At 71.3% G+C, this 25,829-nt stretch carries 20 protein-coding genes; 7 read left to right on the forward strand and 13 right to left on the reverse strand.

Annotation, left to right across the window (positions count from 1 at the left end):
- Positions 1-193: 193 nt before the first annotated feature.
- The 6 genes from dnaB to INP57_RS00375 all read right to left on the reverse strand — a co-directional run bounded on the left by dnaB (position 194) and on the right by INP57_RS00375 (position 6,224).
- Positions 194-2,659: a replicative DNA helicase gene (gene dnaB / locus INP57_RS00350; RefSeq protein WP_200067986.1), complete on the reverse strand. Its 2,466-nt coding sequence runs from the start codon at positions 2,657-2,659 to the stop codon at positions 194-196.
- A 597-nt stretch (positions 2,660-3,256) separates the two neighbouring features.
- Positions 3,257-3,709: a 50S ribosomal protein L9 gene (rplI, locus tag INP57_RS00355; RefSeq protein WP_200067987.1), complete on the reverse strand. Its 453-nt coding sequence runs from the start codon at positions 3,707-3,709 to the stop codon at positions 3,257-3,259.
- Between the two features lie 88 nt (positions 3,710-3,797).
- Positions 3,798-4,037, reverse strand: coding sequence for a 30S ribosomal protein S18 (gene rpsR / locus INP57_RS00360; RefSeq protein ID WP_200067988.1), 240 nt, complete (start codon positions 4,035-4,037; stop codon positions 3,798-3,800).
- Positions 4,038-4,084: 47 nt separating this feature from the next.
- Positions 4,085-4,570: a single-stranded DNA-binding protein gene (locus tag INP57_RS00365; protein ID WP_200067989.1), complete on the reverse strand. Its 486-nt coding sequence runs from the start codon at positions 4,568-4,570 to the stop codon at positions 4,085-4,087.
- 99 nt (positions 4,571-4,669) lie between these two features.
- A complete protein-coding gene (rpsF, locus tag INP57_RS00370) occupies positions 4,670-5,023 on the reverse strand; it encodes a 30S ribosomal protein S6 (RefSeq protein ID WP_200067990.1) in 354 nt (117 codons plus the stop codon).
- A gap of 202 nt (positions 5,024-5,225) precedes the next feature.
- Positions 5,226-6,224: a hypothetical protein gene (locus tag INP57_RS00375; protein WP_200067991.1), complete on the reverse strand. Its 999-nt coding sequence runs from the start codon at positions 6,222-6,224 to the stop codon at positions 5,226-5,228.
- Between the two features lie 178 nt (positions 6,225-6,402).
- On the opposite strand from INP57_RS00375, the gene INP57_RS00380 reads away from it, so the two are divergent.
- Together INP57_RS00380 and INP57_RS00385 are read left to right on the forward strand one after the other, a co-directional pair.
- Complete coding sequence (locus INP57_RS00380; protein WP_200067992.1) at positions 6,403-7,173, forward strand: deoxyribonuclease IV; 771 nt, start codon at positions 6,403-6,405, stop codon at positions 7,171-7,173.
- Between the two features lie 194 nt (positions 7,174-7,367).
- Complete coding sequence (locus tag INP57_RS00385; RefSeq protein ID WP_200068631.1) at positions 7,368-8,615, forward strand: glycosyltransferase family 87 protein; 1,248 nt, start codon at positions 7,368-7,370, stop codon at positions 8,613-8,615.
- Here INP57_RS00385 and INP57_RS00390 read toward each other — a convergent pair.
- From INP57_RS00390 to INP57_RS00400, 3 genes are all read right to left on the reverse strand, one after another.
- Positions 8,608-10,254 (reverse strand): glycosyltransferase family 87 protein, encoded by a 1,647-nt coding sequence (locus INP57_RS00390; RefSeq protein WP_307849824.1) that lies wholly within the window; start codon positions 10,252-10,254, stop codon positions 8,608-8,610. The genes INP57_RS00385 and INP57_RS00390 overlap by 8 nt on opposite strands.
- Before the next feature lie 81 nt (positions 10,255-10,335).
- Complete coding sequence (locus INP57_RS30245) at positions 10,336-13,884, reverse strand: transglycosylase domain-containing protein (protein ID WP_200067993.1); 3,549 nt, start codon at positions 13,882-13,884, stop codon at positions 10,336-10,338.
- Positions 13,885-13,981: 97 nt separating this feature from the next.
- Positions 13,982-14,386 (reverse strand): DUF5318 domain-containing protein, encoded by a 405-nt coding sequence (locus INP57_RS00400; RefSeq protein ID WP_200067994.1) that lies wholly within the window; start codon positions 14,384-14,386, stop codon positions 13,982-13,984.
- Positions 14,387-14,785: 399 nt separating this feature from the next.
- On the opposite strand from INP57_RS00400, the gene INP57_RS00405 reads away from it, so the two are divergent.
- On the forward strand, positions 14,786-15,871 hold the full coding sequence (locus INP57_RS00405) for an inositol-3-phosphate synthase (protein ID WP_200067995.1): 1,086 nt from the start codon (positions 14,786-14,788) through the stop codon (positions 15,869-15,871).
- Positions 15,872-15,895: 24 nt separating this feature from the next.
- Here the strand turns inward: INP57_RS00405 and INP57_RS00410 are convergent, their stop codons facing one another.
- On the reverse strand, positions 15,896-16,744 hold the full coding sequence (locus INP57_RS00410; RefSeq protein WP_200067996.1) for a sensor domain-containing diguanylate cyclase: 849 nt from the start codon (positions 16,742-16,744) through the stop codon (positions 15,896-15,898).
- A 328-nt stretch (positions 16,745-17,072) separates the two neighbouring features.
- Here INP57_RS00410 and INP57_RS00415 point away from each other — a divergent pair, with 328 nt between their 5' ends.
- Positions 17,073-18,368, forward strand: a complete 1,296-nt coding sequence (locus INP57_RS00415) for a glycosyltransferase 87 family protein (protein WP_307849825.1) — start codon at positions 17,073-17,075, stop codon at positions 18,366-18,368.
- Between the two features lie 54 nt (positions 18,369-18,422).
- On the opposite strand, the gene INP57_RS00420 is transcribed toward INP57_RS00415, so the two are convergent.
- Together INP57_RS00420 and INP57_RS00425 are read right to left on the reverse strand one after the other, a co-directional pair.
- A complete protein-coding gene (locus INP57_RS00420) occupies positions 18,423-19,766 on the reverse strand; it encodes a hypothetical protein (protein WP_200067998.1) in 1,344 nt (447 codons plus the stop codon).
- A 99-nt stretch (positions 19,767-19,865) separates the two neighbouring features.
- Complete coding sequence (locus INP57_RS00425; RefSeq protein WP_200067999.1) at positions 19,866-20,780, reverse strand: hypothetical protein; 915 nt, start codon at positions 20,778-20,780, stop codon at positions 19,866-19,868.
- A gap of 241 nt (positions 20,781-21,021) precedes the next feature.
- Here INP57_RS00425 and INP57_RS00430 point away from each other — a divergent pair, with 241 nt between their 5' ends.
- Positions 21,022-22,245: an AI-2E family transporter gene (locus INP57_RS00430; RefSeq protein ID WP_200068000.1), complete on the forward strand. Its 1,224-nt coding sequence runs from the start codon at positions 21,022-21,024 to the stop codon at positions 22,243-22,245.
- A 70-nt stretch (positions 22,246-22,315) separates the two neighbouring features.
- Here the strand turns inward: INP57_RS00430 and INP57_RS00435 are convergent, their stop codons facing one another.
- Positions 22,316-23,506: a GGDEF domain-containing protein gene (locus INP57_RS00435; RefSeq protein ID WP_200068001.1), complete on the reverse strand. Its 1,191-nt coding sequence runs from the start codon at positions 23,504-23,506 to the stop codon at positions 22,316-22,318.
- Between the two features lie 272 nt (positions 23,507-23,778).
- Here INP57_RS00435 and macS point away from each other — a divergent pair, with 272 nt between their 5' ends.
- Together macS and INP57_RS00445 are read left to right on the forward strand one after the other, a co-directional pair.
- On the forward strand, positions 23,779-25,116 hold the full coding sequence (gene macS / locus INP57_RS00440; protein ID WP_295138638.1) for a MacS family sensor histidine kinase: 1,338 nt from the start codon (positions 23,779-23,781) through the stop codon (positions 25,114-25,116).
- Positions 25,113-25,781 carry a response regulator gene (locus tag INP57_RS00445; protein ID WP_200068002.1) on the forward strand — a complete coding sequence of 223 codons (669 nt, stop codon included), beginning with the start codon at positions 25,113-25,115 and terminating at the stop codon, positions 25,779-25,781. The genes macS and INP57_RS00445 overlap by 4 nt, the downstream gene beginning before the upstream one ends.
- Positions 25,782-25,829 lie beyond the last annotated feature (48 nt).

Below are 25,829 nucleotides of genomic sequence, written 5' to 3' on the forward strand. Positions count from 1 at the left end.
GCATCGGCGTGTCGGCCGCACCCACCACCTGCCGCGTGCTAACCGGATCGAGTCATCGGCGGCCACGACGTGCAGCACGGCGGGCGAACGAACCGCTGCTCCGACGAGTCAGCGGCGGCGCATGCCCGTCCGGGGTGCTGCACGCAAGGAAAACGGGCCACGGCAAGCCGACCGCGGCTCTACGCAGGCCGGCTCATTCCTGCGCCATGTCCACGAAACGGCTGTAGTGCAGCTGGTGCGCGACGGTCACGGTGGAGGTCGGACCGGCGCGGTGCTTGGCCAGGATCAGGTCCGCCTCACCCATCCGCGGATCGTCCCGCTCGAACGCGTCCGGGCGATGAATCAAGATCACCATATCCGCGTCCTGCTCCAGCGAGCCACTTTCACGCAGGTCAGCAAGTTGTGGCCGCTTGTCGTTGCGCTGCTCGGGGCCGCGGTTGAGCTGGGAGATCGCCACCACGGGCACTTCCAGTTCCTTGGCGAGCAGCTTCAGGTTCCGGGAGAACTCCGAAACCTCCTGCTGGCGCGACTCGACCCGCTTGCCGGAGGTCATCAGCTGCATGTAGTCGACCACGACGAGCTGGATGTCGGAGCGCTGCTTGAGCCGCCGGGCCTTCGCCCGGATCTCCATCATCGTCAGGTTCGGCGAGTCGTCCACGAACAGCGGCGCTTCGCTGACCTCGCTCATCCGCCGGGCCAGCCGGGTCCAGTCGTCGTCGGTCATCCGGCCGCCGCGCATGTCGCCGAGCCGGATGCGGGCCTCCGCGGACAGCATCCGCATCACGATCTCGGTGCGGCCCATCTCCAGCGAGAAGATCACGCTGCCCATGCCGTGCTTGATCGAGGCCGCGCGGGCGAAGTCCAGGCCCAGCGTGGAGTTGTGCGTCGGCACCATGCCGCGCCCGGCCAGGTAGAGGTGGTCCGGTGCGTCGACCTCCACGCAGCGCACCGGCACGCCTGCGACCTCGCGGACGGCGACGATGGCGCGCGCGGCCGGGGTCCGGTCCAGGCGGTGGGTCTTGTGCTCGGCGTTCTTCGCGGGGAGCCGGAAGACCTCGTCCGCACCGCTGTCAAAGACCAGCACCACCTGGTCGAAACGGTCCGCCGCGGAGTCCGCGAGCCGCGCCCCGCAGGCGTAGCCGAGGCTGAGCACGAGTTCCCGGACGCGCACCGACATCGGCTCGCTGACCTCGAGCCGCAGCGCGCCGTCCGCGGAGACCGAACCCGCCGCGTCGAGCAGGCCCGCCAGCAGCGCACGCCGCTGTTCCGGGCCTGCGCGCAAGTAGCGGAGCGGGACGTCGTGGTCGTCCCACACGCCGAGCCGGGCGAGCGCACCGGCGATGTCCGAGTCGAAGTTCGCGCTGGGCGACTCGACCGGCCCGTCCGTCCGAAGTGGACTGCTCTCGTCGCCCTGCGCAGGCTCGGCGGATTCGGGCGCTTCGGCGTCGTCGCCGGACGACTCGGCCTCGGCGGACGACTCAGGCTCGGCGGGCTGCTCGGCCTCGGCGTGCTGCTCGGGCTCGGCCTGCTCCGGCTCACCGGCCTGCTCGGCCGCGACCCGCGGCTGCAGACCGGCCTGCTCGAGCAGCTCCGGTTCCGCGTGCACCACACCGGAACGATCCCCGGCGGCCAGCCACACGCCGAGCGTGTAAGGCGACACCGGCAGCTCCCGCTCCGGCAGCTCGAACGCGGCGTGGGTGGGCAGCGCCGGACGCGAACCCGACTGCGCCAACTCGCCGGTGGTGCGCACGCTGCCGTCGGCGAGGCGCCACTGGTGCTCGGCGTCGGCGACGATCAACGCGCCGTCGGAGAACTCCACCTCGAAGCAGCGCCGGTCGTCGAGCACCTCGGTCGCGCGCAGCACCCGCACCGGCTTGCCGTGCGCGCCGATCAGCTCGTCACCGGCGGCGACCTCGCCCATCGTGGTCCAGCCGCCCGGTGTGGGCAGCGGCGTGTCCAGCGCGAGCGCTTTGCCGACACCGGGACGGGCGGCGACGATGACCATCTGGCCCGGGTGCAGCCCGTTGGTGACCTCGTCGAGGTCGGTGAAGCCGGTGGGGATGCCCTGGGACTCGCCGCCGCGCGAAGCGATGGCGTCGATCTCGTCCATCGTCGGCTGGAGCAGGTCTTCGAGCGCCGCGTAGTCCTCGCTGGTGCGGCGTTCGGTCACGTCGTAGATCGCGGCCTGCGCGCGGTCCACGACCTCCTCGATCTCCGAGCCCTCCGAACCGTGGTAGCCGAGCTGCACGATGCGCGTGCCCGCCTCGACCAGCCGCCGCAGCACCGCCTTCTCGGAGACGATTTCCGCGTAGTAGCCCGCGTTCGCGGCGGTGGGCACGCTCGCGATCAGCGTGTGCATGTAGGGCGCGCCGCCGATGCGCAGCAGTTCCTGGCGGCGCTCCAGCTCGGCCGAGACGGTGATCGCGTCGGCGGGCTCACCGCGGCCGTAGAGGTCCAGCACGCAGTCGTAGATCTTCTGGTGCGCCGGCTTGTAGAAGTCGTTCGGGCTGAGCACCTCGACGACGTCCGCGATCGCGTCCTTGCTCAGCATCATGCCGCCGAGCACGGACTGCTCGGCGGCGAGGTCCTGCGGCGGCTGGCGCTCGAAGCTGTCGCTGTAGTCGCCGGGCTCGACACCGCGCTCGTCTGCTAACGCCACCGGTACCCGTCACCTCCGAGCCGTCGCCACCGACACCGGTGGCATTGCTGATCGGGCAACCCGCGCCGGGTGCCGCTGCTGCGCGGCGCCGGGTACGGCGCACGCGCGATCCCGGGCCGACGGCCGCGGCATGATCACCCACCGTTGCGCACGAGTGCGCTCGCGAAGCTAGATCGCCCGCTTGGAGCAGGCAAACCGAGCTGTGGACAAGCCTCGGGACAACCTGTGGACAACTGGGGACAGGTCGGTGGACAGCTGTGCACAACTCGGGTGGATAGCTGGGGACAACCTGGGGACAACCGACGAAGATCATCTAAACACCGCAGGTCAGAGCTTGTGCATGCGGTGTGGAAGAAATTCGTGGAAAAGCCTCGGCGTGTCGCGCCAACTGCGCACATCGGCGTGTCGGGCACAGCGCCCGGCGACCGCGCGTTGCTCACGGTCAAGCGGCCGATCGAGTGGGGAGCACTGTCCAAACCAGACTCGAACGGCGCAACGCACGTTGCCGACCCGAGTCCGGGAGCGAGTGCTCCCGGACCGGTCGAGGCGCCCCGCGGCGACCGGGCGCAACCGCCTCGGCCGCCGGGGGTCCGTGGTTCAGTCCGCGGCCGCGACCTGCACGTCGACCGACGCCTTCACGTCGGGGTGCAGCCGCACGTCGACGCCGTGCTTGCCCAGCGCCTTGATGTGCCCGCGCAGGTCCACCGAGCGCTTGTCCAGGTTCGGGCCACCGGCCTTGCGCACCGCGGCGACCACGTCGGCCGGGGTGATCGAACCGAACAGCTTGCCCTGCTTGGACACCTTCGCGGTCAGCGTCACCGAGCCGAGCTCCTGCAGCTGCTGCTTGAGCTCCTGGGCGTGCTCCAGGTTCCGGACCCGGCGCGCCTCCTGTGTGCGGCGGATGGTCTCGACCTGCTTCTGCGCGCCCTTGGTGGCGACGATCGCCAGGTTGCGCGGCAGCAGGTAGTTGCGGCCGTAGCCGTCCCGGACCTCGACGATGTCACCCGACTCGCCCAGGCCGGTCACGTCCGCAGTCAGAATGATCTTCACGACGTGTCTCCTTCTAGCGTTCCTAACGGGACCGCACCGCGTCCGCCGCCCTGCGGCACCCGCCGCGGGGCGGACGAGCGGTCCCGGATCAGCGGGCGGTCGAGGTGTAGGGCAGCAGCGCCATCTCGCGGGCGTTCTTCACCGCGATGGCGACGTCGCGCTGGTGCTGGCTGCAGTTGCCGGTCACCCGACGAGCGCGGATCTTGCCGCGGTCGGAGATGTACTTGCGCAGCAGCGTCGTGTCCTTGTAGTCGATGCTCTGCGCGGCGCGGTCCTTGCAGAACGCGCAGACCTTCTTCTTCGGCTTGCGCACCGGCGCCTTGGCCATGGTCTTCCTCCTGAAAAGCTATCTCGAGTCTGGTGCGCCGCGGGCGGTCAGAACGGCGGCTCGTCGTTGAACCCGCCGCCGGAACCGGCGGGCGGGGCCGAGCCCCACGGGTCGTCGGCGGGCGCGGAAGAACCGCCGCCACCGCCGAAACCACCGCCACCGCCGCCGCGGCTGATCTTGTTCACCTTGGCGGTCGCGTACTTCAGCGACGGCCCGATCTCGTCGACCTCCAGCTCCACGACCGTGCGCTTCTCGCCTTCCTTCGTCTCGAAGGAGCGCTGGCGCAACCGGCCCTGCGCGACGACCCGCATCCCGCGGGTCAGCGTCTCGGCCACGTTCTCCGCCGCCTGCCGCCAGATGTTGCAGCGCATGAACAGCGCTTCCTGGTCCTTCCACTCGCCGCTCTGGCGGTCGAAGGTCCGCGGTGTGGAAGCGATCGTGAAGTTCGCGACCGCGGCACCGGAGGGCGTGAAGCGCAGTTCCGGATCGGCGGTGAGGTTGCCGACCACCGTGATTACCGTTTCACCGGCCATCGCCTGGACTCCGTCCTTGAGGTGCGGGAACTGTCTTGCCGTGCGGATTCAGCGAGGCGCGAACCGCCTGCCGCCGGGGCGGGAGGTCCGATCGGGTGCTCAGGCCGAGGCGGTCTGCTTGTTCGCCTTCGCCGCGGCGCGGGCGACGCGGGCGGCCTTGCGCGGCTCGACCACGCGCCGCAGCACCTTGGTGCGCAGCACGTTCTCGTTCAGGTTGAGCTGGCGGTCCAGCTCCTTGATCGAGGCGGACTCGCTGTTGATGTCCAGCACGACGTAGATGCCCTCGGCGTGCTTGTCGATCTCGTAGGAGAGCCGGCGACGGCCCCAGACTTCGAGCTTCTCGATGCTGCCGCCATCGTTGCGGATGACCTTGAGGAAGTTCTCCAGGGACTGCGGCACGTTGCGCTCGTCCAGGCTCGGGTCGAGGATGACCATGAGCTCGTAATGACGCATGAGGACCACTCACCTCCTGTGGACTCACGGCCACGGACTTTCCGTGGCAGGAGGGTCGTTCGCGTCCACGAACGTCGACCAGGCTAGCAACCTGCCCCGACAGGACCGCGTGGCGGGTGCGCCGCGCGCCGGTCCGGTGGGTACGAGTGCCTCAAGGTTTCCGGGCCGGTCGGCGAGGCGGCCGGCCGCAAGCAATTCCGCATCAGGCGCGGCGCAGCACCCAGGTGCGCACCAGCGCGGCGGTCACCCCGGCCAGCGAGATCGCGGCGATGAGCACCGGCAGCGCGACTCGGTTGTCCTGCCCGGCAGGCAGCGTCTCGGCCTTGCCCGCGGCGCGGACCTCTTGCTGCGCGGCGTTCTCCCGCTGCTCGCGCTGCTTCGCGGCGGCTTGTTCGCGCAGATCACCCACGTTCGGGGCGAATCCGGGTGCCGCGCCGAACTGCGACTGCGCCCACGGCGGCAGTGTTCCGGGCGCGGCCGAGCCGTAGTTCGGCGGCACCACGACGACCGGCGCGGAAGTCCCGACGCGCGGGTCGGCGCGCGGCGTGCCCGGCGCCGCGACCGGCGCGGAAGTCTCGTCGTCCGCAGGAACGCCGGGTTCGGCCGACGGTGGTGCGGGTTGCTCGCTGGGTTCCTCGGGTTCGGGCGCGGGCTCCGGTGGCGGCGGTGGCGGCTGCTCCTGACCCGGCACCCGCGCGCCGCCGATGCAGCCGAGCGCGGCGAGGTTGCGGACGTGGGTGCTCACCTCGGAGCCCTTGTCCTGCAGCCCGGAGAGACCTTCGATCTGCCCGGCGAAAGCGTCCGCGAGGTTCTGACCGGAGAAGGTCTGGGTCTCCTCGCCGACGGTGCCGAGGCCGACCGACCCGCTGCCGCTGAACTCCTCCTTCGCCTGCTTGGCGAGGTCGAACTGCAGCGGGAACGCCAGCAGCACGGCCTGCTCCACCTTCGCGTCCAGCGCGGCCGGGCTGGCCACGATGCGCTGGCCGAACTCGCTGCTGTCGGTGCTTCCGGTGCACTGCTCGATCACCGCGGAGCCGGCGGCGTTCGCGGTACCCGCGCCGAGCAGGGTGCTCGCGGTGACCAACGCTCCTGCCGCGCCCGCGGCGAGCACCCGGCCCATCGCCTTGCTCGGCGGACGTTCGCTGACCAGTGGGTTCACCTGCGCGTTCGACTGCTGATCGGCGGCCAGGCCGTCGCTCATGGTTCCTCCCCGAAGATCACCGCCGCGTGACAGCGATTAACACCCTCCGGTGAAAATAACGTGGATCAGCGCGCTGAGTGACGGCCAGTGCAGTGAAAAACCGGCGGAATCCGCATCCTGGGAATCCGGCGCCGGGTCCGGCCGCCGCGCTGTCCGGGCTCGCTCGTAAGCTGCGGCCATGCGCATCGGGGCCCACGTCCGCGACGACGACCCGCTGACCGCCGCCACCGAGCGGGGTGCGGAGGTCGTGCAGTTCTTCCTGTCCGAGCCGCAGGGCTGGAAAGCCCCGAAGCCGCACCCGCAGGCCGCCCAGCTGCGGGACAGCGAACTCGCGGTGTTCGTGCACTCCCCGTACGTCATCAACGTCGCCTCGCTGAACAACCGCATCCGCATCCCGTCCCGCAAGGCGGTCACCCAGCAGGCCAAGGCAGCGGCCGAAGTCGGCGCGCAGGGCCTGGTCGTGCACGGCGGGCACGTGACCAAGGACGACGACCCGGCCGAAGGCATCGCGAACTGGCGCAAGCTGTTCGAGCGGCAGGCCGCCGAAGGCGGGTTCGAGGTCCCGGTGCTGATCGAGAACACCGCGGGCGGGGCGAACGCGATGGCCCGCCGGTTCGACGTGCTGGCCCGGTTGTGGGACGCCGTCGGCGAGTTCGGCGCCGGGTTCTGCCTGGACACCTGCCACGCGCACGCGGCGGGGGAGGACCTGCCCGGCATCGTCGAGCGGGTCAAGGCGATCACCGGGCGGATCGACCTGGTGCACCTGAACGACTCGCGGGACGGTTTCGGCTCCTCGCGGGACCGGCACGCGAACATCGGTGCGGGCGAGATCGACCCGGACGTGCTGGCCGAGGTGTGCCGCAACGCCGGTGCGCCGGTCGTGGTGGAGACGCCGGGCGAGGGGCAGGCCGCGGACATCGAGTTCCTGCGGAGCAAGGTCGGCGGCTGATCGTCCCGATCGCCCGTTAGGGTCGGTTCCGCGGGCGCGCCCCCGACCGCCCGGAGCCGAAGCGGCGGGAAGGACATCGATTGCGCGAACAGCTCCCGACCGCCCCGATCTTCGACGTCCCCGATCCCAGCCGCACCGCGCGGCGGCTCACCTTCGCAGCGCTGGCCCTGCTGTGCTTGCTGACCGCGTTGACGATGGCGGCCGGGTACGCGAACAAGGCGCGCTGCACCGGGCCGGAGTTCGACGAGTGGGGCCGTTCCGAACCGTCCTACCAGGAGCGTTCCTACCGGGACGGCTGCTACTCGGACATCCAGAACCTGTGGATCGGCCGGGACATCGACCGGCACACCTTCCCGTACGTGCACGGCGGAATCGACGAGGACGGTTCGCTGCACGGCGGTGTCGTCGAATACCCGGTGCTGTCCGGGCTGTTGATCTGGCTCGGGGCGTTGCTGGTGCACACCGATGCCGGCTTCCTGGCCGCATCGGCGCTGCTCATGGCCCCGTTCGGGCTGGCGGTCGCCTGGTGGCTGGGGCGGTTGAGCCGGTGGCGCGCGCTGCTGTGGGCGCTGGGTCCGCCACTGGTGCTGTACGCGTTCCACAACTGGGACCTGCCTGCGGTCGGGTGCGCGACCGCGGCGGTGTTCGTCGTGCACCGGTGCACTTCGATGCCGTTGCGCAAGCGCGCGTTCTGGGCGTCGGTGCTGCTCGGAGCGGGGTTCGCGTGCAAGATCTACCCGGGCTTGTTCGTGCTGCCGCTCGCGCTGTACGTGCTCACCGGTGGCCGCCGCGGCGCTGAGCTGCCATCCGGGCTGCCGCCGGGCAAGCGCTACGACGTGCGCGGTGCGCTCGCCGTGGTCGCCGCCGCGGCGGGAACGGTGCTGCTGGTCAACCTCCCGTTCGCGCTGGCCGGCTTCCGCGGCTGGCTGGCGTCGTTCCAGTTCCAGTCGCAGCGCGAGGTGGACCTGAGCACGAACTCCATCTGGTACTGGGGTTTCCGCTCGTTCGCCGACGCCGACGGGTTCCAGTCCGCGGTCAGCGTGGCGTCCCCGCTGCTGATGCTCGGCTCGTTCGCCGCGGCTTGCCTGATCGGATGGCGGATGCAGCTGCGGGCGGGGACGTTCCCCTGGCTGCAGGTGTCGGCGGCGATGCTGTGCGGATTCCTGCTGCTGCACAAGGTGCACTCGCCGCAGTACACGCTGTGGCTGTTGCCGTTCTTCGTGCTGGTCCGGGTGCGCTGGGGCTGGATCGTCGGCTACCTGCTGGCGGACCTGGCGATGGGGTTGAGCATCTTCCCGTGGATGTACTCGCCGACCGGGATCAACGACGGGTTCACCGCGCAAGCCCTGATGATCGGGGTGTGGGGCCGGGCCGTGTTGCTGGCCGGATTGTTCGTGGCATTCCTCGGCGCGCGGAACTCGGTGGACGAGCCGCTCACTTGAACGGCGCGGGACCGCCGACGGCGGCGCGCGCCCCTTCGGACAGCCGCTTCGTCAGGCGATGCGGCCACGGCAGCGTGAACCGGTCCGGTGCGTCGTCGAGCACGCCGCCGGACGGGTCGTGCACGGCCGGACGCTCGTGCGCGCCCGCGGGTTCGAGCGAGGTACGCACCCGATCCGTCTTCGGGCGCAGGATCTCCCGCACCACCAGCACGCACAGCGCGATCACCAGCGCGTCCCGCACCAGCACGGCGCCGAGGAACCAGCCTTCCGGCAGTCCCTTGTTGCCGGTGCCGAGGTAGTAGTACATCCGCGGTGCCCACAGCGCCGCATCGGCGATCATCCAGCTCAGCAGCCACCGCCAGCGCGGCACCGCCAGCACCGCCAGCGGCACCAGCCACAGCGAGTACTGCGGGCTCCACACCTTGTTGGTCAGCAGGAACACCGCCACGACCAGGAAGCACAGCTGCACCAGCCGCGGGCGCACCGGCGCGGCCAGCGCGAGCCAGGCGATTCCCGCGCAGGCGAGGGCGAACACGCCGAGCGAGACCGCGTTGAGCACCACCGGCACCTGGCCGGCGGCCAGCGGACCGTCGAACCCGGCCCAGCCGGTGTAGTGGTACAGCACGTTGTACAGCGAGTCCGGGTCCGCAGACCTGCTGCCGTTGAGCCGGTAGAACTCGCTCCAGCCCCTCGGGTACAGCGCCAAGATCGGCACGTTCACGATCAGCCAGGCCACCGCGGTCGAGAGCAGCACTCGTCCGCCGTCCCGCAACCTCCCGGAACGCAGGCACAGCACCAGCAGCGGCCCGAGCAGCAGGAGCGGATAGAGCTTCGCCGCGGCGCCCAGCCCGATCAGCGCCCCGGCCCAACCCGGTCGTCGCCGCGACCACGCGAGCAACCCGCCGGTCGCGAGCGCGACGGCGAGCGCGTCGAAGTTGGTGAAGGCGTGCACGAACGCCAGCGGTGACAACGCCACCAGCGCCGAATCCCACGGTCGTCGCCCGCCCAGCAGCAGCACCGCCCACGCCGTGCTCAGCCACGCCGCGGTGAGCCAGAACGCGGTGACGTTGAAGTACACGACGGTGATCAGCGCGGAAGGCAGCCAGCCGAGTCCGGCCAGCGTCGACCAGCCGTCGGCGATCTTCGCGTTGACCCACTGGAAGACGCCGGTGACCACCGGGTACTCCATGTACCGGTCCGGCTGGGTCGCCCCGGGGCTCTGCGTCCACGGCGTCTTGTACGGGAACACCCCGTCCGGGGCGAGATCGCCCATGCCGAACCGGGGGATGACGTCCGAATAGCACATCGCCGTGTACTGCTTGCCGTGCCGCCAGTCCAGCTGCGGACCCTGCGACGTGTCGTAAGTCTGCAGGCACGGCGCTTTGAACAGGTAGGCGGCCGAGAGCGTCACCATCGCCAGCAGCAGCACCACCCGCAGCGGCGTCCAGAACCACTGCCTGCCGACCTGCGCGTGCCTGCCCATCCGGCCGCCGAACGGCCGCGCGGCCGCGGCCGCGACGGGTTCGGTCCAACTCGGCGCGACCCGGTCCGCGGCGTCCAGCGACTCGCCGTCCACGGCCGCGCTCACCTTTACGGGCTCCTCAAGCTCGGTGCCGGCGTGCTCGGGCTTCGTGGACACGCCCGGATGCTACGTCCCGGGCGAGCCCTCGCCCGCGCCCGCACCGGGCGGCGCCGGAAGCGCCACCCGGTGCGGATCGGTTCATTCGCCGTCGCGTCCCCGGGTCGGGGCCACGCCGTTCGGCATCCCCGCGCCGCCGTCGTCGCCGCCCGGGCTGTCGTTCCCGCCACCGGGGCAGCCGAACAGGCCGCAGCCGGAACCGGGACCGGGCCGCGACGACTCCGTCTCGCTCTCCGACGTCTCGCTCTCGCTGCTCGTGGGCGGCAGCGAAGACGTGGTCGGCGGCAACGAGGACGTGGTCGGCGGCGGTGCCGTGGTGGACGGCGCCGGCGGCGGTGGCGGCGGCTTCACCTGGTACTGGCCGATCGGCGTCGGCTTCGGGAACTGCTCCACCGGCAGGTTCTTGTGGTAGGCGTTCATGAACTCCTGCCAGATGTCACCTGGCAGTCCGCTGCCGTAGAACGACTTGCCGGTCTTGTCCCGCACCGCAACGGGCTTGCCGTTCTCGTCCGCGAGCATCCCGACCGCGGTGGACAGCTGCGGCGTGGTGCCGATCATCCACGCGTTCTGGTTGTCGCCGGTCTCGGCGAACTGGTGGGTACCGGTCTTCGACGCCACCGGCCGGTTGCGGTCCAGCGGCAGCTTGGAGTGCTCGGCCACCCCGAGCATCGACTCGATGACGTTCGCGGCGATGTTCTTGGACTTCTCGCCGTCCTTGTCGAACGCGGGCTGCGGCGGCGGGGGCGAGAAGGTCTCCGACTTCACGGAGTTCTCGACCTTCTGCACGAACCTCGGCTGCACCCGTTTGCCGTCGTTGGCGAAGGTGCCATATGCGGAGGCCATGTCGATGGTGCGCACCGGGTAGGCACCCAGGGCGATACCGGAGTCGATGGTGCCGTCCGCGTTCTGCAGGCTCGGCTTGCCGCTGAACTGGGCCGGGATGCCCGCGTCGATCGCGGCTTCGCGGACCGAGGGCGGTCCGAACCGCACCGCCATGTTGACGAACACGGTGTTCACCGACTCGTTCATCGCTTCACGGACGCCGCAGTTCTTGGGGTCGTCGCAGGTCGAGCCTTCGGCGTTGGAGAACTTCGTACCGGCGATCATCTGGTTGTTGCTGCCGTCGTAGGTCTCGCCCAGGCCGTAGCCCTTCTTCAGGCCCGCGGCCGCGACGAACGGCTTGAACGACGAACCCGGCGGCTGCGGCGAACCGGCGTAGTCGAAGAAGACGTTGTCACCGCCGCCGTAGTAGGCGCGCACGTTGCCGGTCTTCGGCTCGACCGCTGCGAGCGTGGTGTGCAGGTTCTGGGGCTGGCCCTGCAAGGTGCGCTGGACGGCTTCCTCCGCGGCCCGCTGCGCGTTGGGATCGATGTTCGTGGTGATCGTGTAGCCGCCGAGGGACAGCGCCTGCTGGTCGTAGCCCTCCCGTTCGAGCTCCGCGAGGACCTGCTTGCGGACGTGCAGGTGGGAGCTGCCGTCGCCCTTGCTGGTCCACGCGTCGCGCGGACGGGTCTCGGGCAATTGCATCGCGTCGCGTTCGGCCTTGCTGACGAACTTGTTCGCCAGCATCTGCCCGGCCACGTACTCCCAGCGGCTCTGCGCCTGTTCCTTGTCCGCGCGCGGGTCGTTGTCGTAAGGGCGCTGCACCATGCCGGCGAGCACTGCGGCCTCACTCGGAGTGAGCTGCGAGGGCAGCTTGCCGAAGTACGCCTCGGCAGCGTCGTGGATGCCCCGCGCGCCCCGCCCGTAGTAGGCGGTGTTCATGTAGGCCTTGAGGATGTCGTCCTTGCTCTGCTGGTTCGTCACCTTGTAGGCGATGACGACTTCCTTCACCTTGCGCGTGATCGAGTACTCGTCCTGGTCCAGCGCGAGCTTGACGTACTGCTGAGTCAGCGTGGAACCGCCGCCCTGGCCACCGACGAACTGGTTGAACACCGCGCCGGCGATCCCCCTGATGGAGAACCCGGGGTTGCTGTAGAAGGACGCGTCCTCGGCCGCGACGGTGGCGTCGAGCATCGGTTTCGCCACTTCTTTGCGCAGGTCGCGGATCATCGTCGTCCCGCCGCCCTCGGGCTCCACGCGGGTCATCTCTTGGCCGTTGGCGTAATTGATCGTGATGGTCTGCTGGGTCTCACTGGCGATCTTCTCCGGGTTCGGGACCTCCCACATGGTGTAGCCCCAGGCGAAGGTGCCGATGCCGAGCAGCAGCATCGCGGCCGCGGCCACGTAGCAGCCGCGGCGTATCCGGCGCCAGATCACCTTGCGCTTGGCCTTGCGGGCGCTCATCTCGTCGTCCGGGAAGAGACCGTCCGGATCGTCGTCGTACGGGCCGTCCGCGTAGGCGCCATCCGAATACCCGTCGTCGTAGTCGTCGTAGTCGTCGTAGCGCCCGCCGTCCGAATAAGCGCTGTCCGAGTAGTAGTTGTACCCGGCGGCACGGGATTCGTGGGTGAGCAGCTCCGGCTCGCGCATGGAACCGCCCGCGCCGCCCGCCGCGCCCGCGGCACCGGCGGCACCGCCCGCCGCGCCGGAGCCCGCACCGGCTGCGGCCGCGGCACCGCCGGCCGCAGCGGCGCCGGCTACTCCACCGACGACGCCACCGGCGGCTGCGGCACCACCCCGCGATCCCCGGTTCGAACCGCCGTCCCGGGCGTTGCCGGGAGTTTGCGGAATGTTCGCGGTTGGCCGTTCGCCCGGATCCTGCGGCGGCCTACCGGTCGGCGGCACCTGGCGGGTGCCCTGCTGGCCGCCCGGGGGCGGAGGGGGGCCCTGCCGGGTCGGCTGCTGGCCGGGGCGCTGCTGCGGGCCCACCTGCTGAGTGCCCTGCTCGCCGGGCTGCTGCGGGGGCTGCTGAGGGTTCTGCTGCTGCGGATTCGGCTGCTGGGCGTTCGGCGGCTGCTGGGGCGGCTGCGGACGCTGACCCGCACCGGGCGGCGCCTGCCTGCCACCGGCCTGCTCCCGCGGAGGCGGCGGCTGCTGGGCGAACGACGTCGGTAAGTCGAGCTTGCGCCCCTCCGCCGAATCGCCGCGCGAACCCGAGGCGCCATCGTCGTCGTCATCGTCGAACGACGGAGTCCACGCGCCGGTCGTCTCCTGCGGCGACTCCGGAGCCGAACCCGAGCGCTGCTGGCCGGACGGACCGTTGCGCACGGTGTCCGGGGACTGCGCTCCTTCACCGGGCCACTGCGGCTGTTCGCCCTGCCGGGAACGGCCCGCACCGTCTCCTGCGCGCGGCCCTTGCCCCGGCGGCGGTCCGGGCGGCGGTCCTTGCTGACCGGCTCCCTGCTGACCGGGCCCCTGTTGGGGACCTTGCTGACCGGGCCGCTGCGGCTGGCCTTGCTGCGGGCCCTGCTGCCCAGCAGGCGGACCCTGCGGCGGGCGCTGCGGAGCGCCGCCCTGCCCGGGCGGCGGACCGGCGGGCCTGCCGGACTGCGGCGGCTGCTGGTTCGGCGGCGGCCCCTGCGGCGCACCACCCTGCCCGGGGGGCGGCCCCGGCGGTGGTCCTTGCGACCGCGGACCCTGCTGCCGGGCCGTGGGGGGCGTGTCCCGGTCTTCGGGGGGACCGGGGTTGCGACCTTCGGGCTGCCGGGAGTGGCGGCCACGAGCCGGGTCGTCACGCTCGTCGTTCACGAGTTGGCCTCCAGGACAGGCGTCGGTCGACGCCAGGTGATGCATTCAAGTCGGGGTACGCCCGCTGAGCGGCGCTGCTGGGGTGTCACGGCCCGGTTCACTCCGCCGCAGTCTTGCGCCGGTGGCGGCGGTCGTTCAAGTCACCGGTGCCCAGCACGTACGACTGCACCAGGTGGTTCCACCGACAGGTGCGGCACACCTCGACGACGTGCACGGTGAATTCCTTGAACACGGCCGCGAACCGTTCCAGCTCTTCGGGGCCGCGGGCGGAGCCCGAAGCGTGCTTGAGCTCCTCGCCGAAGATCCACGAAACCATCGTGAGCGACTCCTTGCGGCAGACCGGGCAGGTCACGTCGCTGGGCTGGCCGTGGTACTTCGCCGCCCGCAGCAGGTACGGGTTGGCATCGCAGACCTCATCAACCCCGACTCGGCCCGCGTGGACCCGCGCGAGCAGCGCCCGGCGCTGCAACGCGTAATCCACCACTTGCCGTTGGGTCCGCACGAGGGACAGGGTACGTGTCCGCTGCTGCGGCTCCATGCGCCGTTCAGGGCAGGACCGGTTTGTGCGGTCTGCCCGGCCTGACGGTAGCGGCGCCGTAGCGCCCGACCTGCGATTTTCCGAGATCCCGGACGGATATACTGCTTCGGCGAGCAAGTGCCGCGGGTGGTCCGGCGGCCCCGGGACGCACCGGGGGCCGCGGTTCGCGCGCCTTTCGAGGGGGAGCCGGCTCAGCGGGAACAGCCCGGGCCGGGCCGCGGTTGTCAGGTTCAGCGGCGCAGCGCGCGGACCGGTCGGGGTCCGGAGGCGGCCGCGCACCAGGTCGGTCGATGCGCGCCGCCCGCGCTGCGCGCCGGACCGCCAGGGAAAGGGAGACGAATGATCAACAAGGAGAACCCTGCCATGAGCACAGACCGCCGCGAGGGTGCGGTTCGAGTGGCGATCGCAGGCGTCGGCAATTGCGCCGCTTCGCTGGTGCAGGGCGTCCACTACTACGCCGACGCCGACCCGGACGCCCGCGTACCCGGACTCATGCACGTGCAGTTCGGCGAGTACCACGTGCGCGACGTGCAGTTCGTGGCCGCGTTCGACGTGGACGCCAAGAAGGTCGGCAGGGACCTCTCCGAAGCGATCGTGGCCAGCGAGAACAACACCATCAAGATCGCCGACGTGCCGCCGCTGGGCGTGCCGGTGCAGCGCGGGCGAACCCTCGACGGCCTCGGGCAGTTCTACCGCGAAACGATCACCGAGGCCGAGGAGCAGCCGGTCGACGTGGCGCAGGCACTGCGCGACGCCGAGGTGGACGTGCTGGTCTCCTACCTCCCGGTGGGCTCGGAAGACGCGGGCAAGTTCTACGCGCAGGCCGCGCTGGACGCCGGGGTGGCGTTCGTCAACGCGCTGCCGGTGTTCATCGCCTCCGACCCGGAGTGGGCGCGGAAGTTCACCGACGCCGGGGTGCCGATCGTCGGCGACGACATCAAGTCGCAGGTCGGCGCGACGATCACGCACCGGGTGCTGGCCAAGCTGTTCGAGGACCGGGGCGTGCACCTGGACCGCACGATGCAGCTCAACGTCGGCGGCAACATGGACTTCCTGAACATGAAGGAATCCCAGCGCTTGGAGTCGAAGAAGACCTCCAAGACCCAGTCGGTCACCTCGCAGGTGCAGCGCGACCTGGACAAGCGCAACGTGCACATCGGCCCGTCGGACTACGTGCCGTGGCTGGACGACCGCAAGTGGGCCTACATCCGGCTGGAAGGCCGCGCGTTCGGCGACGTGCCGCTGAACCTGGAGTACAAGCTGGAGGTGTGGGACTCGCCGAACTCGGCGGGGATCATCATCGACGCGCTGCGCGCCGCGAAGATCGCCAAGGACCGCGGCGTCGGCGGACCGGTGCTGTCCGCTTCGTCGTACTTCATGAAATCGCCGCCGGAGCAGTACGCGGACTCCGACGCCTACCAGGCGGTCGAGGACTTCATCACCAGCTGAGGAACTCCCCGCCGCCCGCGCGGATCAATGCTGCAGCTGCTGCTCGGCGCGGGAGAGCACCGCGTGCGCGGTGGCGTTGCCGTTGGTGGTGACCCAGGAGACCCGCAACCCCGGCCGCACCCGGGAGCGGCCGATCCGCATCGGCCAGGTCGCCACCCGGCGCGCCTGCTGGGCGATCGCCGCACCGGTGCCGTGCGGGTGGTCGGCGACCAGTGCGAACTCGTCGCCGCCGTAGCGGGCCACGGTGTGCTCGTCGGACAGACCTTGCCGGAGCCTGCCCGCGAGGGTGCTGAGCAGTTCGTCGCCGCGGTCGAAACCGTGCTCGGTGTTGAACGCGGCCAGCTGCTGCACGTCGATCAGCACCAGGGTGGTGAGCATGCCGCGGGTGCGCGCCCGCACCAGGGACTGCTCCAGCCGGTCCAGCAGCAGCGCGCGCCCCGGCAGGCCGGTCAGCGGGTCGAGCAGGCCGCGGGCGTGACCGACGTCGGTCTGCACGGCCTGCAGCAGGATCAGCACCCGGCGCTTGCCCTGTGCGCGGACCGCGTGGAAATCGCCCCACAGCCGCGTCGGGTGGCCGCCGCGCTCGACCACCATCGGGGTGGACAGCGGGGAACCGGCGCGCAGCACCTGGCCGGCCAGTTCGGACCAGTCCGGCATGGCCGCGCCGGTGTCGTCGCGCACCGTCCAGCCGCTGGGGCGGGCGCCGGTGAGCAGATCGGACTTGGTCAGCTGCATGAGGTCCGCGGCGACGTCGTTGGTGGCGAGCACCTGGCCGCGCTCGTCGGTGAGCAGCACACCAACGGTCAGCCCGGTGATCAGCTCGTCCCAGATCGGCGGCAACTGGGACGGTGCTGTCACGTCGAGGACACTCATTCGGCCCCTCCTCCCCACCAAACGGAGCAGTCCTCTGGACTCTCCTCCGCGGAGAGGGGCTAATTCAAGAGCATCACTACCACCCGTAATGGTGGTATTCACGGAACGCTAATAACGCTGGGTCAGCAAGTATCGTTGCTGTCGATCAGGCGCCACCCGATGCGGGAATCGACCTGTCCGGACGGTTGACGGTAACCGACTCCGGTCCGCCCGGCCGCCCGCGACGCGGCGACGCGCTCCGAGCGCGATCAAGGCGGCCTCTAGGCTGGGCAAGGTCGCCGGATCGGCGACGGCACCCGCACTACGACCTGGACGGTGAACCGTGGCGGTGAGCGGACCGGCGACGAGACCCGCACTGCGCCAGCTGATGCACGAGCACCGAGGACTGCTGCTGGCGATCGGGATCGCCGAGCTGGTCGCCGTGCTCATGGTCTCCACGATCAGCCCGCACGACCACATCGACGGCGAGGTCTACCGGCTCGGCGCGCGCGCCTGGCTCGCGGGCCAGGACGTCTACGGACCGCTGCCCGCCACCGAGTCGGGCCTCAAGCTGCCGTTCATCTACCCGCCGTTCGCGGCGATCCTGTTCAGCCCGCTCGGGCTGGTGCCCAAGACCGCCGCGGTGGCGGTCATCATGCTCGTCTCGCACCTGTCGCTGCTGATCACGCTGTACGTGGTGCTCGGCACCGCGAAGTTCCTGCGCGGGCAGCGCGAGCGATTGCTGCTGGGCACCGCGGTCGCGCTGCCGCTGGCGACGTTGTCCGAGCCGGTGATGGAGACCATCACCTACGCGCAGATCAACCTCGTGCTGATGGCGATGGTCGCGGTGGACTGCCTGTGGCGCACCGAACCGGGCCGCAAGCTGCCCTACCCGCGCGGGCTGCTGATCGGGATCGCCGCAGGGATCAAGCTCACCCCGGCTGCCTTCCTGCTGTTCTTCTTGCTGCGCAAGGACTTCCGACCGGTCCTGATGGCGGTGCTGGGCTTCCTCGGCACCGTGCTGGCCGGAGTCGTGCTGGCCTTCGACGACGCGCGCGAGTTCTGGCTGCACCAGGTGCTGGCCACCGGCAACGTTTCGTTCGGGCCGACGTTCACCGGCGACGCCTCGGTGTACGCGGGCAACCAGTCGCTGCGCTCGGCGCTGACCAAGCTCGGCGTCGGGCACGTGTCGATCGTGTTCCTCGTGCTGGCGGTGCTGGTGCTGGCGCTGGCCGTGGTGGGCATGGTGCACGCGATCCGGCAGCAGGACCTGCCGATGGCGGTGACGCTCAACGGCGTCCTGTCGCTGCTGGTGTCGCCGATATCCTGGTCGCACCACTGGGTGTGGGCGATTCCGGGGCTGGTGCTGCTGGCGGGGGCCGCGTGGAGCAGGCGGAACTGGCCGCTGCTGGTGATCACCGCGCTGGCCGCGTCCTTCTTCATGATCGGACCGCACTGGAAGGTGCCGCAGGGCTACGGCCGCGAGCTGCGCTGGAACCTCTTCGAGCACCTGATCGGCAACGCTTACGTCTACTTCGGACTCGCGCTGCTGGTTTACGCCGGGCTCGCTTGGTGGCGGGCGCGGCGGACCGGCGCGGGCCGGAACATCGCGGAAACCACCGAGCCGGTCACCGCGGCTTCCTGAGCGAGCGACGAAAACGGCCGCCGGATGTCCGGCGGCCGTTTTGCGCGGCAGGGCTCAGATGCGCTGCAACTCGACGGTGTCCTCGATGCTGCGTCCCGGGGCGGGGCCCGGCGATGGCGAACCCCTCCCCGGCACGACCAGCGACGGCAGCGGGCCGCCGAGCACCGGCAGCGCCATCTCGACCGGCGCCGCACGCGGCATCGGGAACGGGTTGCGGGCCACCACGTCCCGTTCCGCCAGTACTGCATCGAGCGCGTCGAGCGGTTTGACCTGCACCGGCAGCTTCAGCGGGTCGCTGGTGAAGCGGGCGGCCAGCAGCGGCGTGGTCGGCAGGTCGCCGGTCCGCATCGCTCGATCGAACGCAGCGCCCACCCGCTCGGGAGCGGGCGCGGAGACGCGGTCGGCGCCGAAGGCGTTGAGCTCGCCCAGCGGCGGCAGCGGTGCCTGCACACCGGGCCGCTCCGCCGCGCGCGGCTCGGCCACCAACGGGTGCTGAAGAGCCGGCGCCTCGTTCGCGGCGACCAGGTACTCGCCCGGCAGTTGCGACGACACGGAGTCCCGCTGGCCGATCGCGTGCGCGGGCTCGTCCAGCGCCACCGCGAGCAGCGACGGCGGCAGCGTGTGCAGCCGGTACTCCGGGGCTGCGAGCACGCCGGAAGTGAGGTCGACCGACTCGGCGTCGAGCAGCGCGGCCGTGGGCGGCGCCTGGCGATGAACCTCCTGCCGCCGAGCCTCCTGCGGCTGGGTCTCCTGCCGCTGGGACTGCTGCCACAGCGACACCAGCCCCTCGCCCGCCGGAGCCGCTGCGCGCGGTTGCTCGCGAACCACCTCGCCGATCGCTCCAGCCCAGCTCAGCGACCGGTGGAACCCCTCAGCCGGAGTGCGCAGCGCGTGCCGGGAGGGCGCGGCACCGGGCTCCATGCTGTGCCTGCCCGCGCTCGGCGCCGGGCGCGCGGTGGCCGGGTCGGCCACCCAGCCCGCGAGTTCCATCCGCGGCACCCGCGACGCGAGCCAGCCCTGCTCGCTCAGCGCGGGGATCTCCCGCGTGGGCGCGTCTTCGACGGCAGGAAGCAGGTCCCGCACCGGGTCGATCCGGCCGGTGAGCACCAGCGCCCGGTAGCGCCCATCTCCACCGGAACGCAGGTGCGCGGGGAACAACTCGCCGTCCATCCGCGCGGCTGCGTCGCGCGCGGGGAATATCGGCTGGGTGTCCTCCGCGCTGTGCAGCGGCCGGTGCTGGTCCGCGCTCGACGCGCGATGCGCGCCGTTGCCTGCGGGGAAGTCGCCGGAATGCCGCGCGGCGTTCGCGTCTTCGGTGGCGGCCATGGTCGTTCCCACGGCCAGCACACCGCCGGTCACCAGCGCGGCGCGGACGCCTCGCTTCGCCCAGGTCTGCATGGGGTCTCCTTCGGATGTGTCCCGCGCGGGCGGGGAAGAGCAGTGGTTCGGGGGAGCGCCGCATCGGATCTCCGGGGCGCGTCGCGGTTGATCGCCGACCTAGTCGGGCGTGGTGCCGGGTGCCGAGCCTTCGGCGCCGAGCAGGGCGCGCGCGGCCGGATGTTCGACGCGTTGCGCGGCCGTGGGCAGCGGTGTGGACGACGGCGGTTGCCCGGTGATGCCGAGTCCGCCGCCGTGGCCGAGTCCGTCGGCCGGGCAACCACATCCGGCGGCGGGCGGCGCGGGCAGCAGACCCGGGTGGCGCGGTGGCCAGGGCAGTGGCGGCGCGGGACTGTCCGGGCTCTCGCTTGTGATCACGGCGCCGCCGTCGGCTGCCGGCTCGGGCGCGGTGCGCGGTTGGTCGAGGTGGTGCGGAAGCGGTGCCACAGCGGAGGGCGGAGGTCGCGCGGCGAGCGGCGCGGGCGGCGCCTCCGGTGTCCACGCTGGCGGTTCGGGTTCGGCCGCGGGCGGGGCGGGCTCCGTCGGGGCCGGATCGCCGGAGTGCCCGTCGCTCAGCGGGTCCAGCAGCGAGTGCGCACCGGGCACCAGGTCCGCGGCCGACTCGGCCGTGCCGACGAGGCGCTGCGGGTCCAGGTCGTGCAGCGCGAACTCGCCGGCTTCCGCGGAGTCCGGCTCGGGCTGCGGCGCGGGCACGAGCCCGCGAGCGGTGTCGGTAGCTAAGGACAGCAGCGAGGGCGCGGAATCGTCCGCCGCGGGCCGGGAATCCGCGGCCTGCGCGCCGTCGTCGATCATCGCACGGCCTTGCTGGGCAGCGGCCCCGTCCGCGTGGCCGACCGCAGCGGCGGCGACCTGTTCGGCCGGGCCAGGCACGGTGATCTCGGGCAGGACGGGCTCCGCCGCGTGCGCCAGCCAGCCCACCGAGGTGCCCGCGGCCGTCGCGCCCGCGACGACCAGCGTCCGGGCCAGCAGCCGCCATCCGCGGCCGCCGCCCGTCCTCCGGAGGCTGTCCGACATCTGCTGTTCCGGTCCCGTGCTCGGCGTTGTCGCCCGGGCGCCGCACTCGCTCACCCGCGAGATTGCGCCATCCGGCGGTTTGATCCGCATTGCCGACGGGAACTTTGTCAGCGCAGCGGCCGCGGAGGTACCCGGTCACCACCAACATCGCCGGATCGAGTTACAAGAAAATCTCCGCGGAAACCGCGTCAAGATCGCTCCGGGCGCCCGGGCACGCAACCGGCACGGCTACGGTTGCAGGGTGAGCGACGCGAAGATCACTCCGGCCGATGCCGCCTCCGACGTGCCGCGCGTGCTGCGGGTATCGGCAGCGGTGTCCTGGCGGATCCTGGTGGTGCTCGGCCTGTTCTACGTGCTGGGGATGGCGATCGGCCGGCTGTACGTCGTGGTGATCCCGGTGGCCATCGCCCTGCTGCTGGCCGCGCTGCTGGCACCCGCGGTGTCCTGGGTGACGCGGCTGCGGATGCCGGAGCGGGTCAGCACCGCGGTTCCGTGGCTGGGCCGAATCCGGGTGCCGCGGGCGCTGGCGACCGCGGTCGTGCTGATCGGCGGGCTGGCGCTGGTCGGCAGCGTGCTCAGCTTCGTGATCAACGCTTTCATCAGCGGTTTTCCGGCGTTGCAGCGGCAGATCCTGCGCAGCTTCGACCAGATCCGGGGCTGGCTGCTGCAGGGGCCGCTGCACCTGCGCGAGGAGCAGATCGACCAGTACATCGGGCAGGCCGCAGGCTGGCTGCAGGAGAACCAGGCCGCGCTGACCAGCGGGGCGCTGTCCACCGCCTCCACGTTCGGCAACCTGCTCACCGGCCTGGTGCTGGCACTGTTCACGCTGATCTTCTTCCTGCACGACGGGCGGCAGGTGTGGACGTTCCTGCTGAAGCTGGTGCCGAGCGCGGCGCGGGACCGGGTGGACGTGGCCGGGGTGCGCGGGTTCGCCTCGCTGGTCGGCTACGTGCGGGCGACGGCGCTGGTCGCCGTGGCCGATGCGATCGGCATCGGGATCGGGCTGACGGCCATCGGGGTGCCGCTGGCGCTGCCGCTGTCCGCCCTGGTGTTCCTCGGCGGGTTCGTGCCGATCGTCGGCGCGGTGGCTTCCGGCGCGGTGGCGGTGCTGGTCGCGCTGGTGACCAGCGGCCCGGTGGACGCCCTGCTGGTGGTCGCGGTGGTGCTGGCGGTGCAGCAGCTCGAAGGCAACGTGCTGCAGCCGATGCTGCTGGGACGTGCGGTGCGGATCCACGCGCTGGCGGTGGTGCTGGCGATCAGCGCGGGCGTGGTGGTCGCGGGCATCGTGGGGGCGCTGCTGTCGGTGCCGCTGGTCGCGGTGCTGAACTCGGCGATCCGCTCGCTGGCGGCCGGGGAGACCTCGGCGTCGCTGGTGGATCCGGACGACCCGCGGCAGGCGGAGCCGGACGCGGATTCCGACGGGGAATCGGTCGCGCGGGAAACGGATTCGGACGACGCTCGGTGACCGCACGCCGGGATTCCACCGAACACGAAATCTATTCAGGAATTGTCGCCTGCGCGGTCCGGAAAGGCGGCTACGCCACGGTGACCGCATTCCGCCCCGCCGACTTCGCCTGCATCAGCGCCGCGTCCGCGGCGGCCAGCAGATCCCCGAGCTCGTAGCCGAACCGCACCGAGGTCGCCACCCCGGCGCTCACCGTCACCCCGCACAGCTCGCGCGGCTCGCCGAGGGTGTCCCGCGTGGGCACGGAGAGCGCAGCGATCGCCAATCGGATGCGGTCGGCGACCACGCGGGCCACCTCCGGTGCGGCCGTCGGCAGCAGCACCACGAACTCCTCGCCGCCGAACCTGCCGACCACGTCGTCCTTGCGGACGCTGCCGCGCAGCGTCAGCGCCACGGCCGCGAGCACCGCGTCACCGGCCATGTGCCCCACCTCGTCGTTGACCCGCTTGAAGTGGTCCAAGTCCAGCAGCAGCACCGCGGTCGGCTGCTGCCGCGCGCACGCCCGGCGCAGCTCGGCGCGGGCGAGGCGGTCCCAGTGCAGCGCATTGGCCAGCCCGGTCTTGCCGTCGCGCTGCGCCGAGCGGCGCCAGTGCGGCAGCTGCCCGGCCAGATCGAGCAACGCCAGCACCGGAGCTCCCAGCAGCGCCACGCCCGGCTCCCGCAGCACCGCCATGCCCAGCACACCGCCGAAGCACGCCGCCACGATGCCCAGCAGCACGTCGGCGGACTCGCCCAGCACTTCCGAACCGCGCGCGTCCGGGTCCCGCAGCCGCAGGCCGATGGCGACGAGCGCGGCCCGGACCAGCAACAACACGGTGCCCGCGAGCACGATCAGCACCGGATTCCACGCCGGGTCCCGCCAGCCGATCACCCACCGGGCGGCGAACACGGCCCAGACCGTCGCGGCGCTGACGAACAGCCACCGGTGCGGCTCCGGGCGCCGCTCCAGCGCGGCGTGCAGACCGGGCCCGACCAGCAGCAGGACCAGCAGATCCGGCGGCAGCGTCAGCCCGCCCGCCGCGAGGTAGGCGGTGTGCACCGTCCACGGGTCGCGCCGCACCTCGCTGCGCACCCGGATCGACACCGAAGTCGCGATGATGACCACGCCCGCGGTGGCCGCCAGCATGCTGAAGCGCAGCCATTCGCCCGGGCTCGGCGGCGAGCTGCCCAGCACCACCGGGAGCACCGCGGCGAGGGCCGCGGTTTCGACCAGCAGCCCGTAGATCAAGGCGGGCGCCCGGAGCCTCGGCCACAGCGCCATGAATCCTCGCGTCTCTTCGCCACCCGCATGGACCAGGGCGATTGGTCCGTTCGCAATTCCCGATCCGCACGAATGGCGTCGTTGTCGCACAACCGATCAACGGATCGATCACTGCTCCAGAGACTCGCATAACCCGATCAAGCGGTGATAGCCGGGACGGCCTCCCATTCGATTGATCCATTCGGTGACAACAAACACCCAGCGTGTTCACCGATCGCCGGGTTACGAGATCGTCGCCGTACGGCAGGATGGGCCGCCGGGAAGGAGCAACCGTGGCCACACCGCACGCCAGCCAGCCAGCGCAACGACCGCGCGTCGCCGACGGCCGGACACCGCTGTGGCGCACGCACAACTTCTTCCGCTCCGTGGGGCTGTGCTACGCGATCCTGTGCTTCGCGATCCAGTTCCGGGACTACCGGTACCCGGCGCTGGCGGCGGCCGAACTGCTGATCATGATCGGCTGGACGGTGTTCACGGTCCGGCGGTTCCGGGTGCGCGAGCACCGCACGAACCGACTCGTGCTGATCGACCAGGTGCTGGTCTCGGTGCTGTTCCTGAGCAACGAGCTGATCATGACCGAGCAGCAGATGACCGACGACCTGCCGTCGGTGGTGACCCTGTGGCAACCGTCGATGGTGACGCTGGCGGCGGTGCAGTGGGGTTGGCTCGGCGGCGGCGTGTCCGGCGTGCTCTCCGCGGGGATCAACTTCCTGATCCGCGGCCACTCCAACTCCGTGATGCTGCAGGAGGCCGTGCTGCTGGTCGGCACCGGAGTGCTGTTCGGGCTGGCCGCGGACACCGCGCGCCGGTCGACCGAGCGGCTCAGCCAGGCGTTGCGCGCGGAGGCGGCCACCGCCGAGCGCGAACGCCTGGCCCGGTCGATCCACGACAGCGTGCTCCAAGTGCTGGCCAGGGTGCGCAGGCGCGGCACCGAACTCGGCGGGGAAGCCGCCGAACTCGCCCAGCTCGCGGGGGAGCAGGAGATCGCGTTGCGCTCGCTGGTGGCGACCGCCCCGGTCGAACCGACCGCCGGGGGCGAGACGGACCTGGTGGCCCGGCTGCAGGTGTTGCGCAGCGGACGAGTGCAGGTATCGGTGCCCGCCACGAGCGTGCTGCTGCCGGAACCGCTGTGTTCGGACCTGTTCTCGGTGGTGCGGGAAGCGTTGGAGAACGTCGAACGGCACGCGGGCTCCGAGGCGCGGGCATGGGTGCTGCTGGAGGAACTGCCGGACGAGATCGTGCTCAGCGTCCGCGACGACGGGCCCGGCATCCCCGAAGGGCGGCTCGACGAGGCCGCCGCCGAGGGGCGGATGGGCGTGGCCCAGTCGATCCGCGGTCGCGTCGCCACGCTGGACGGAACGGTCGCGCTGGACACCTCGCCGGGGGAAGGCACCGAGTGGGAGCTGCGCGTGCCGCGCCCCTCCACGACCGACGGGACCGCTGACACGGCGCCCCTGGGCGAACGGGCGAAACGCCCGGACGGGAAGATCTCCGGCAGGCGTACCGCCGCGGGCACCGGAACCGAGCAGGACGCCGCCGGGCGCCGGTCGCCGGACTCCGCGGACGAGGTTTCCGCAGCCGAGGCACGTCGCATAGGAGGAGACGGATGACCGAGCCGCAGGTCTCGGTGATGGTTGTCGACGATCACCCCATTTGGCGCGACGGCGTGTCCAGGGATCTCTCCGAGCGCGGCTTCGAGGTGCGGGCCACCAGCGCGGACGCGGTCTCCGCGCTGCGCATCGCCCGTACCGTGCGCCCGGACGTGGTGCTGATGGACATCAACCTCGGCGACACCTCCGGGGTGGACGCGTCCCGGCAGATCACCCAGGAGATCCCCGGCACCCGGGTGCTGGTGCTCTCGGCCAGCGGCGAGCACAGCGACGTGCTGGAAGCGGTCAAGGCCGGTGCCTCCGGCTACCTGGTGAAGTCCGCCTCGGTGGACGAGCTGGTCGACGCGGTGCAGCGCACCGCGGCCGGGGATGCGGTGTTCAACGCGGGGCTGGCCGGGCTGGTGCTCGGCGAGTACCGGCGGATGGCCGTCACCCCCGGCGGGGAGTCGCAGGCTCCGCAGCTCAGCGACCGGGAGACCGAGGTGCTGCGGCAGGTGGCGAAGGGCCTGACCGCGCGCCAGATCGCGAACAAGCTGGTCATCTCGCACCGCACGGTGGAGAACCACGTGCAGTCCACGCTGCGCAAGCTCCAGCTGCACAACCGCGTGGAGCTGGCCCGCTACGCCATCGAGCACGGCTTGGACGCCGACGGCGAAACCGAGTGATCCGCCCCGGTTCTCGGCAACTTCTTTCAGCCCTCCGCAAGATCTTTC

It is taken from the genome of Saccharopolyspora galaxeae, from assembly GCF_016526145.1.
Classification (GTDB): Bacteria; Actinomycetota; Actinomycetes; order Mycobacteriales; family Pseudonocardiaceae; genus Saccharopolyspora_C; species Saccharopolyspora_C galaxeae.

Coding starts and splice junctions, on each gene's coding strand:
- INP57_RS00435 (WP_200068001.1), bottom strand. CDS start 23,506: ATGGCGCTGTGGCCGAGGCTCCGGGCGCCCGCCTTGATCTACGGGCTG.
- INP57_RS00410 (WP_200067996.1), bottom strand. CDS start 16,744: ATGAGTGTCCTCGACGTGACAGCACCGTCCCAGTTGCCGCCGATCTGG.
- rpsF (WP_200067990.1), bottom strand. CDS start 5,023: ATGCGTCATTACGAGCTCATGGTCATCCTCGACCCGAGCCTGGACGAG.
- INP57_RS00420 (WP_200067998.1), bottom strand. CDS start 19,766: ATGCAGACCTGGGCGAAGCGAGGCGTCCGCGCCGCGCTGGTGACCGGC.
- INP57_RS00380 (WP_200067992.1), top strand. CDS start 6,403: ATGCGCATCGGGGCCCACGTCCGCGACGACGACCCGCTGACCGCCGCC.
- INP57_RS00425 (WP_200067999.1), bottom strand. CDS start 20,780: ATGTCGGACAGCCTCCGGAGGACGGGCGGCGGCCGCGGATGGCGGCTG.
- INP57_RS00365 (WP_200067989.1), bottom strand. CDS start 4,570: ATGGCCGGTGAAACGGTAATCACGGTGGTCGGCAACCTCACCGCCGAT.
- INP57_RS00385 (WP_200068631.1), top strand. CDS start 7,368: ATGGCGGCCGGGTACGCGAACAAGGCGCGCTGCACCGGGCCGGAGTTC.
- rpsR (WP_200067988.1), bottom strand. CDS start 4,037: ATGGCCAAGGCGCCGGTGCGCAAGCCGAAGAAGAAGGTCTGCGCGTTC.
- INP57_RS00445 (WP_200068002.1), top strand. CDS start 25,113: ATGACCGAGCCGCAGGTCTCGGTGATGGTTGTCGACGATCACCCCATT.
- INP57_RS00405 (WP_200067995.1), top strand. CDS start 14,786: ATGAGCACAGACCGCCGCGAGGGTGCGGTTCGAGTGGCGATCGCAGGC.
- INP57_RS00375 (WP_200067991.1), bottom strand. CDS start 6,224: ATGAGCGACGGCCTGGCCGCCGATCAGCAGTCGAACGCGCAGGTGAAC.